Source organism: Affinirhizobium lemnae (genome assembly GCF_022968395.1).
Lineage (GTDB): Bacteria > Pseudomonadota > Alphaproteobacteria > Rhizobiales > Rhizobiaceae > Neorhizobium > Neorhizobium lemnae.
In genome coordinates this window covers 95658-104024 of record NZ_JALJQZ010000013.1, presented here as the reverse complement: position 1 = coordinate 104024, position 8367 = coordinate 95658, and the positions used below count along the sequence as shown (strand labels likewise).

7 protein-coding genes and 1 tRNA gene are annotated in these 8367 nt (G+C 54.8%); 1 reads left to right on the top strand and 7 read right to left on the bottom strand.

Translation table 11 applies throughout. The features are described 5' to 3' along the window. Positions 1-155: 155 nt before the first annotated feature. From MUU53_RS10975 to MUU53_RS10945, 7 genes are all read right to left on the bottom strand, one after another. Positions 156-232: transfer RNA gene (locus MUU53_RS10975), tRNA-Pro, on the bottom strand. A 77-nt stretch (positions 233-309) separates the two neighbouring features. Next, positions 310-498, bottom strand: a complete 189-nt coding sequence (locus MUU53_RS10970; protein WP_247260936.1) for a hypothetical protein — start codon at positions 496-498, stop codon at positions 310-312. A gap of 173 nt (positions 499-671) precedes the next feature. Next, a complete protein-coding gene (locus MUU53_RS10965) occupies positions 672-947 on the bottom strand; it encodes a helix-turn-helix domain-containing protein (protein WP_247260935.1) in 276 nt (91 codons plus the stop codon). 49 nt (positions 948-996) lie between these two features. Next, the gene (locus MUU53_RS10960) at positions 997-2181 is read right to left on the bottom strand and encodes an O-antigen ligase family protein (protein WP_247260934.1); all 1185 of its coding nucleotides are present in this window, start codon (positions 2179-2181) and stop codon (positions 997-999) included. Between the two features lie 77 nt (positions 2182-2258). After that, positions 2259-3809, bottom strand: coding sequence for an undecaprenyl-phosphate glucose phosphotransferase (locus MUU53_RS10955; protein WP_247260933.1), 1551 nt, complete (start codon positions 3807-3809; stop codon positions 2259-2261). A gap of 81 nt (positions 3810-3890) precedes the next feature. Beyond that, positions 3891-5045, bottom strand: coding sequence for a glycosyltransferase family 4 protein (locus MUU53_RS10950; RefSeq protein WP_247260932.1), 1155 nt, complete (start codon positions 5043-5045; stop codon positions 3891-3893). 5 nt (positions 5046-5050) lie between these two features. Then, complete coding sequence (locus MUU53_RS10945) at positions 5051-5629, bottom strand: polysaccharide biosynthesis/export family protein (RefSeq protein ID WP_247260942.1); 579 nt, start codon at positions 5627-5629, stop codon at positions 5051-5053. A 188-nt stretch (positions 5630-5817) separates the two neighbouring features. Between MUU53_RS10945 and MUU53_RS10940 the strand changes: the two genes are divergently transcribed. Next, positions 5818-8307 (top strand): exopolysaccharide transport family protein, encoded by a 2490-nt coding sequence (locus MUU53_RS10940; protein ID WP_247260931.1) that lies wholly within the window; start codon positions 5818-5820, stop codon positions 8305-8307. Positions 8308-8367: the final 60 nt, after the last annotated feature.

Below are 8367 nucleotides of genomic sequence, written 5' to 3'. Positions count from 1 at the left end.
CGCCAACTTCATGGGATTCGTCAAACTCGCAGCCATCGCCATCTGGCTCAAATAGCTAAATCGTCACTACCGCCTAGCGATTAAACAGTTGACTACAATGTGGCTAAAAAAATTATAGCCACCGCTGGGGAAGGTGGCTAAGTGATTGATTTAAATGGTCGGGACGACTGGATTCGAACCAGCGACCCCTTGACCCCCAGTCAAGTGCGCTACCGGGCTGCGCTACGCCCCGACCCGCTTCCGAAGAAGCTTGATCTCCATACTGTCTTGCTGACGGCTTCGCAAGCCTAAACTGGCGAAATACTCACTTCAGCGATAAAGTGGCGTTCGGCTGGCATTCATCAGAAGTTCCTGCTCGCTGGCAAAGGGGCCAAGCAGCTTGAGCAGGCGATTTTCCTCCTCTGTATCAAGGCGATAGCGTTTGGCAAATTCAGCGACATTCCAGACTTTTCTCAGGCCCGATGTTTCGGTGAGATGTTGATCGACGTGCGTTGTCATGACTTCCCCCATCTGAATCTGACGCAACAACGATGCTTTGCTCGACTTGTTCCCAATGATCTATCCAAATGGTTGAAAAATAAAGTCTAAATTCACTAATGAGTGTAATAATGCGCCGAGCGAAGTTTTTGACCGCTCCAAGGAAGCATGGCCGGGAGGAGCGAGCCTAAACACTAATCGTCGTTCGTTGAATTCAGGTTTTCCGGACGGGTACCTTGATCAAGGGTGTGATCTCTCCATTGAAGTCCTGGTCCGATACCCGGATCAGCCTGTCTTCTCTCGAAGAAAACAATACCGCAGCTTTCCAGAAGCGCCCGAACCCGCTCCGAAGCCTGCGGGTCCAGTTCACCACCGCCGCTCTCCGATGCGATGATCTTGTGCGCGTCCACACCGGTAAAACCGGAAACGTCTTCCTGGGAGAGGTTTAGCGCTGCACGTGCAGCCCGCATCTGATGAATGCTAATCATATCAGATCAACTGGGGCAGGAATGAGACTTTTCAAGCTGTTCTTGCTTTGGCAAGGGGACTTTGCCGCATCCGTTTCTGCCAATTATTTTCTAGCGCGAAACAGCCCCAAATGATCCCGAAAAGCATGTAGACGTGTCGCCAGTGATCGAGATCGATCACATTTCCGATTAGCGCATGACCTGCAAGCACGATCCAGGCCACCATGAGAAATGGTTGCCACGGGCGTTCTCGTAAAAGCGATCGAAAGCCGATGTACAGTGTCGACCATAGCAGGATGAGATAGCACACGAAGCCCAGCCAACCGTAGGTCGTAAGGGTCTTGAGCCAAATATTGTGCTCATCTTCGCCAAACATCTTGCCAAGTACCATGGGTCCCATGCCGAGGGGCCGTTCCATCGCCATGAGGAAGCCGATCTTGTGACGCTCGAAACGACCCAAGCGTGCTCCGTCGTACTCCTGAACGAGCTTGGCGCGGTTCATGAACAGGTCGGATACCTTTTTCGATTGCATCGCACCGGCGACCGCCATCATCAAGATAACAACTGCTGTCAGGCCAAGCGTGAAGATTTTCATCCGAAATGCCGCTGTGCGTTCCTTGAGAAGCATCACGACGATCAAGGCAATAGCAGCAAAAGCGAATAGACCCCAGGCCGCACGCGAGAAGGATAGAAAGATTCCAAGCGCCAGGATCAATATGCCGGGAATATAGAAAACAGCGCGGCTTAAGCGGGTCGTGAGCAACCGATACATCAGGTAGGTTGCGGGCGCCACCAAATAGGGTCCGAAGACATTGGGATCCTGAAAGGCACCCATTGCCCGGTCATAACGTGTGAAAACTTCCGCGCCAGGAAATGCGTGGAAGTAACCAAGGATGCCAAGCAGGGCAGTGATGACGGCACCTGCCACCCAGGCTCTGAAAATCAACAGAAGGCGCTGGTGCCCGTCTTCGATGATTGCGGCATAAAACACCGAAGTAAGAGCCAGAAACGTTGAGACCGCCATGTAAAGCGGTGCCCCGGTCATATTGTTCATGACTGTCAGCGAAAACATTCCGCCAATATTGAACAATAACATCAGCACGAGCAGCGGTGCAACCGATCGCGAGATTTTGAGCCCGAGAAGGAACCAGATCGCAATTTGCACCGCCAGCATCACTTCGTAGGGAGCCGGTTCTCGAATAACGAAGCCCGAGAGAAAAACGCCAAAGGCAACCATGCCGGAGCCAATGATGCGCAGAGCGGCCCTTTGTGGATTGAATGGCCTTTGCGAGACTGGGCTTTCGAACGCGATGCTCAATACGCATTCTCCGTGTTCAGCAGCCTGATGGGCGTTAGAAACAGGATCTTGAGGTCGAGCCAAAGCGACCAGTTCTCGATGTAGTCCAGATCAAAAGCGATCCGGGCCTTGATTTTTTCGTCGCTGTCGAGCTCCCCGCGCAGGCCGTTAATCTGTGCCCAACCGGTTACGCCAGGCTTGACCCGGTGACGCGCAAAATAGCTTTCGACAACATCGACATATTTTCTGTCACCGGTCTGTGCCTGCACCGCATGCGGTCGCGGGCCAACGAGGGAAAGTTCACCGCGTAGCACGTTGAACAATTGCGGCAACTCATCCAGCGACGACTTACGAAGAAAACGGCCGACCTGCGTGACGCGCGGGTCATTCTTAGTGACTGCCTTTTTCGCCGTCGGGTCGCTCTGTTCCGTATACATCGAGCGAAACTTGAGCACGTTGATGATCTCGTTATTGAAGCCATGCCGCTTCTGAATAAAGAGAACAGGCCCCTTTGAGGTCGCTTTAACAGCAATGGCGCATCCGATCATGATCGGCCAGCACAGCAATAATGCGAGGCTTGAAAAGAAGATATCGAATGCGCGTTTTGAAACCGAATCCCAGTCTCGAAGCGGCTTGTCGAAGATGTCGAGCATGGGCACGGCACCGACATGACTGTAGGCGCGTGGACGGAAACGAAGCTGGTGTGCGTGTGCGGCAAGGCGAATATCGACCGGTAGAACCCAGAGCTTCTTCAGTAGTTGGAGGATTCGTTGCTCAGCCGAGGCCGGGAGCGCGATGATTAACATGTCGATCCGCGCGAGGCGGGCAAAGGTCACCAATTCACCGAATGTCCCAAGCTTTGGATAGCCAGCGACCAGATCAGGTGAACGTGCGTTGCCACGATCATCAAAAATTCCACAGATACGAATATCGTTTTCAGGTTGCGCTTCGAGCGCGCGCACCAGATCTTTCGCCGGCTTGCCGCCGCCAACGATAACAGCGCGACGCTCCATAATCCCATTACGCGCCCAATGCCGGATCGCAATAGCCATCAAGTAGCGCACCGCAATCATGGCTGCAGTGCCAAACACCCACCACGTGAACGTATGCAAATTAGGCTTGTAGGATAGTAGAAGCCAGTTCAAAAGCCAAACGGCACCCCAGCCAAGGCTCCAGCAAATGACGACGCGGATGACCATGCGTTGAGGCATTCGCAGCGATGGAATTTGATAGGCATCCGCAATTTGCAGGCTCAGTATCATCAGACCGGCCGCAAATACGGCGGCGATGAACTGAATGACAAATGATTCCGGATCCCGGATTTCGCTGAGGTAATTGGCGAGAAGACTGATAAGGACAACGACCATGCCTTCCAGAAGTCGGAACTTGCCGATGAGCATGGATGGAGTGGTATTCGTGTCGCGAAACTGCTCGGCGATCTGCTGTGCAAAATCGTTCAGCTGGGCTGGAGGCTCTTCCTGCCCGGTCTCAGATCGGCTCTGGATCTCGGAAACCTGTCGACGCAATGCCTCGACATCGAATTCCTGCTTTCCTGCCGGCTCGCTCATTACTCGGATCCCATTGATCGCAAACGCGCCCAGGCACTGCCTGTTTCATTCTGCGCATCACCGAGCATTAGCAGCAAGATGCTAAGAAAGTTTTGAACCTTTAGTTAGAGTGTCTTGATATAAATGAAGCATGGAAGACGCCATCACATCGGCTGAAAAGCGGGCGCGAAACCGTTCGGGCGGCGGCATGACGTTTTCTCGCCATCCGGCCTCGCTTCTTGCTTCAACCATCACGCGCGCCAGATCCTCTGCACTTCCTGGTATGGCAAGGGCGCGGCTTTGCTCGCCAAGAATTTCCGGAATGCCGCCGACCCTACTGGCAAGCACAAGTTTCCCTGCGGCAAGAGCCTCCAGAACAATATAGGGCATCGCCTCCGCACGGGACGGCACCACGACGATGTCCGCCATCGAAAATGCGGATGACGCAGGCATCGCATTGTTCATCGAGATGCGGTCCGACAGCCCTCTCTCACGGATTGCCCGGATATAAGTATCTTTGTCGGGTCCGTCGCCCACCATTGCAGCGGACAGGTGTCGTCCGAGCATTTTCTCGGCGAGTTCAAACGCATTGATGAAGACATCTGGACCTTTGAGATCTCGCATCATCCCGATGTACAAAAAATCTGCACCGTTTGGGACAGTTGCAATCGGTGCAAACTCGGAGTCGCCGATCCCGTTATAGATCACTTTGCTGGGAGCGCGGAGCCTGCCCACTTTCTGCTCGTAAACGCGTCGCTCGTAGTCACAGACAAAGACAACGCTATCGGTAAAGTGCTCCTGTACACGCTCCAAATGCATGACCGCCTTACCGAAAATGCGTTTCTCATCATAGTGCAGACTGCCACCATGGGGCGAATAGAAGCGGGCTACGCGATACCTGTTTACCCGCAGGACTGAGCCGATGAGACGGGCAAGTACGCCACCCTTGGCGCCATGTCCATGCAGAACATCCGGCTGCAAGCTCTTGATATGTTTGTAACTGTTGTAGAGTGCCAGAAGATCTCCCGGCGATACGGACCGCTGGATCGGCAAACGCATCAATCCCAGTTCCAGCTTCGGTTTGATCCGGTCGAACAGGGCCTCCTCATGTGCTCCGCCTGTTGAACTGTCACAGAGAATACCGATCTGATGACCAGCCTTCGAATGCGCCTCCACCAGATCACGCACGTGCCGAAAGATGCCGCCCACGGGCGACCTGAAGCAGTGAATGATACGGAGCGGTGGTGATGCGGTCATAGAGATTAAAAGAGACGTTCTTTGACATAGATGGTGTCTCCGGCCAGGATCGGCGCAGAGATTGTCGTTTTACCAGTCAGGATCTGTCCGTTGATCTTGCGAGTAACGTCGATTTCGCGCTGGTTACCTCGTGGAGTAAAGCCGCCAGCGATCGCAATCGCGTTCTGTGCCGTCATGCCCGGAACATAAGAATACTGCCCGGGACGCCCGACTTCGCCCATCACGAAGACAGGCCGATAGCGGTCGACTTCGATGGATACATCGGGATCGCGCAGATAGCCTTGCTTGAGCTTCGCAGCGATAGCACCAGAAAGTCCGCTCAGCGTCTGCCCTCGTGCTGTTACCTGGCCGACGAGTGGGAAAGAAATATACCCTGCCTGGTCAACGGTGTAGGTATTGGAGAGGCTGGGCTGCTCAAAAACGGTCACACGCAGGCGGTCACCACTATCCAGGCGATAAGGCTGGATAGTTGCCTCGTGGAATGCCTTGGGCGCAGGTGCATAGGAGGTGCAGCCAACAAGCGTGGTTGCAGAAAGGGCTGCAAGCGCCAGAGCCACAACTGATTTAAGACGGGCGAACTCCATCCGCGCGAACTCCGCTGGAAGAAACTGATTGCCCGTTATGGAACTGTTAGGGTTAATGTCTGGTAAAAACGCCTGCGGCCAGTTTTGATTTGGCATAGATTCGTCCATTCGCAGGACATTTCAAATGTTAACCGGACGCTTACCATAGTCCTTTACGCTCGCGCCCAAATGAAATCGTGGAGTGCGCAATGTCTGGCGTAAGCGGAAATCAGGACGCAGATATCGACATCGGCCAGTTGATGAGCGCGGTGTGGGAGCGCCGCATGCGAATTCTGGCGACGACGATCCTAGCCGGCGGTATTGCGCTGGCGGTCGCCGGCACCATGACACCAGCCTACAAGGCCGAAACAAGGCTGCTGATCGAAACGCGAGAAAACTCCGTTGCAGGCCGCGAAACGCAAGGCGCCTCCGAACCGGTGCTCGATCAATACAACATTGTCAGCCAGGCGCAGATCTTGCAGTCGGCAGATCTGATCAAGGCGGTGGCAAGAGATCTGAAGCTGGCAGATTTGAAGGAGTTCGATCCCGAAGCCCATTCCTTGCTTTCCGGGCTGCTTGCAGCGATAGGAGTGACATCCAATCCGATGGATACTGCGCCCGAGGAGAGGGTGCTGAAAGCGTTTCGGGAAAAATTGCAAGTCTACCCTGTCGAGGGTTCACGCGTTATTACAATCGAGTTTTCGTCGCAGGATCCTAAGCTTGCGGCGACTGTACCAAACCGGATGGCGGATCTTTACCTCTCCATGCAGAGCGGTGCAAAGATCGATACGCATACCGAGACGACTCGTTGGTTGGAGCCGGAAATCCAGGCCTTGCGAACAAAAGTGCAGGAGGCCGAGAAAAAGGTAGCGGATTATCGAACATCGGCGGGCTTGTTTCGCTCCTCTGAAAACACCAGTTTCTCCGAGCGGCAGCTAAATGATATCTCTACCGAGCTCGCACGGGTGCGGACTGAGAAGGCAACAGCCGAGGCCAAGGCTCAGAACGTCAAGCGAGCGCTGGATGCTGGTACGGGCTATGATACCTTGAATGATGTCATCGCCTCGCCAATGATCCAGCGCCTGAAGGAAACGGAGGCGAACCTTCAGGCACAGATTGCGGATCTTTCGATCTCTATGATGGACGGACATCCGCGCCTGCGCGGACTGAAGGCGCAGCTGACTGGAATTCGCCAACAGATCCAAACCGAGACCCGAAAAATTCTGGCCGCAGCTGAAAGTGAAGCTCAGGTTGCAAACGCCCGTGAAGTTCAGCTGAATCAGCAGCTAACGGCGATAAAAGCAGATTCTGCCCGTGCAGGCGAAGAAGAGGTTGGCCTGCGCGCGCTGGAGCGTGAAGCTGCTTCGCAACGCCAATTGCTTGAAAGCTATCTTTCCCGATACCGTGAAGCAGCATCACGTGCAGACCGGGCGGCAACGCCAGCAGACGCCCGTGTGGTTTCAACAGCTGTAGAACCGTCTGAACCTTACTTCCCCAAGGTTGTTCCGATTACCATCATCGTCGCACTAGCAACATTTATTCTGTATGCGCTTGGTATTGTCGTTGCTGCTCTCTTTAGTGGGCGGGGTCTTCGCCCAGCGGCTGTCGGCGATGAAGAGCCATTTTTAGTCCGCCCGTCAAAAACTGTCGACGCGCCTGCAAAGGTTGAATTACCCGGTGTAGCATTGAGTTCGACGCAAGCGCCCTCAATCGAACAGATCGGCGAGCATCCACTCGTCATCCGTAAAAAGACGACAACCGAGATTGAAGCAATCGACGCAAAGCCGGACGATACATCAGTGCGAACCTTCAGCGCTTTGGCCAAACTCCGTGCGCGCTCGACTGCCACTCGGCAGGAAACGGATGATAAGATAACTGCCACGCCGACGCCGGGACCTACAAAGGTCGTTTCTGAAGAGGCCGATGCGGTTTCGTCGGTCGAGATGGGCACGGATCCCTTCCGGGAGCTCAAGGAGTCGCTTTCTTCAAACGCCGGTGACAGAAGAGAGGTTCTGCAAGCTGCAGGGGATGAGACGATTGCTGCCGCGACGGTGCCGAATTCGATGGAGTCAAAAGAGCGGGATCAGGACGAGGCGGTCGAGGTTTTGTCCCTTAGCGTTGAAAACGTACGTGATTTGTTGACGCGGACAGGGCTTCCCATAGCCATCAGTGTATCACCAACCGGCGACGATGGTTCCACGGCGACGGTGCTTCTGGCGCGCGAGATCGCAGAAATGGGTCGCAGTGTGGTTCTCGTCGATATGTCCGGCTCTGCATGTCCGACGCGACTGATGGCACAAAATGCCCAACTTCCCGGCATCACGGACCTTCTGTGTGGCACGACGCCGTTTGGTGAGACCATCCATCCCGATCGTCTGTCCGATGCCCACATCATACCGCAGGGGGCCGCCGATCCCGCTCAGGCCATGCGCGGGGCTGACAGGCTGGGAATGATTTTCGATGCCCTGACCGGCGCCTATGACATTGTGATTGTCGAATGCGGGCGGGCAGAGCCTCGCAGCCTCGCTCGGCTGACGAAGAACAACCCGATGCAGATCGTTCTGTCGCTGGCAGGCGCAGGCGACGAAATCATCGCAAGCCAACTCGAGGCATTCCGAAAGGCTGGTTACGGTGATGCACTTGCGATGACGGCGAACGTGACCGACAACCCGGAAAATCGTGGGCGCCACGCGGCCTGACAGTCCTGTGATCCAGCTATGATGCGACCGTAGCCCGCTGGCGTTTGAAGCGCCAGCGGG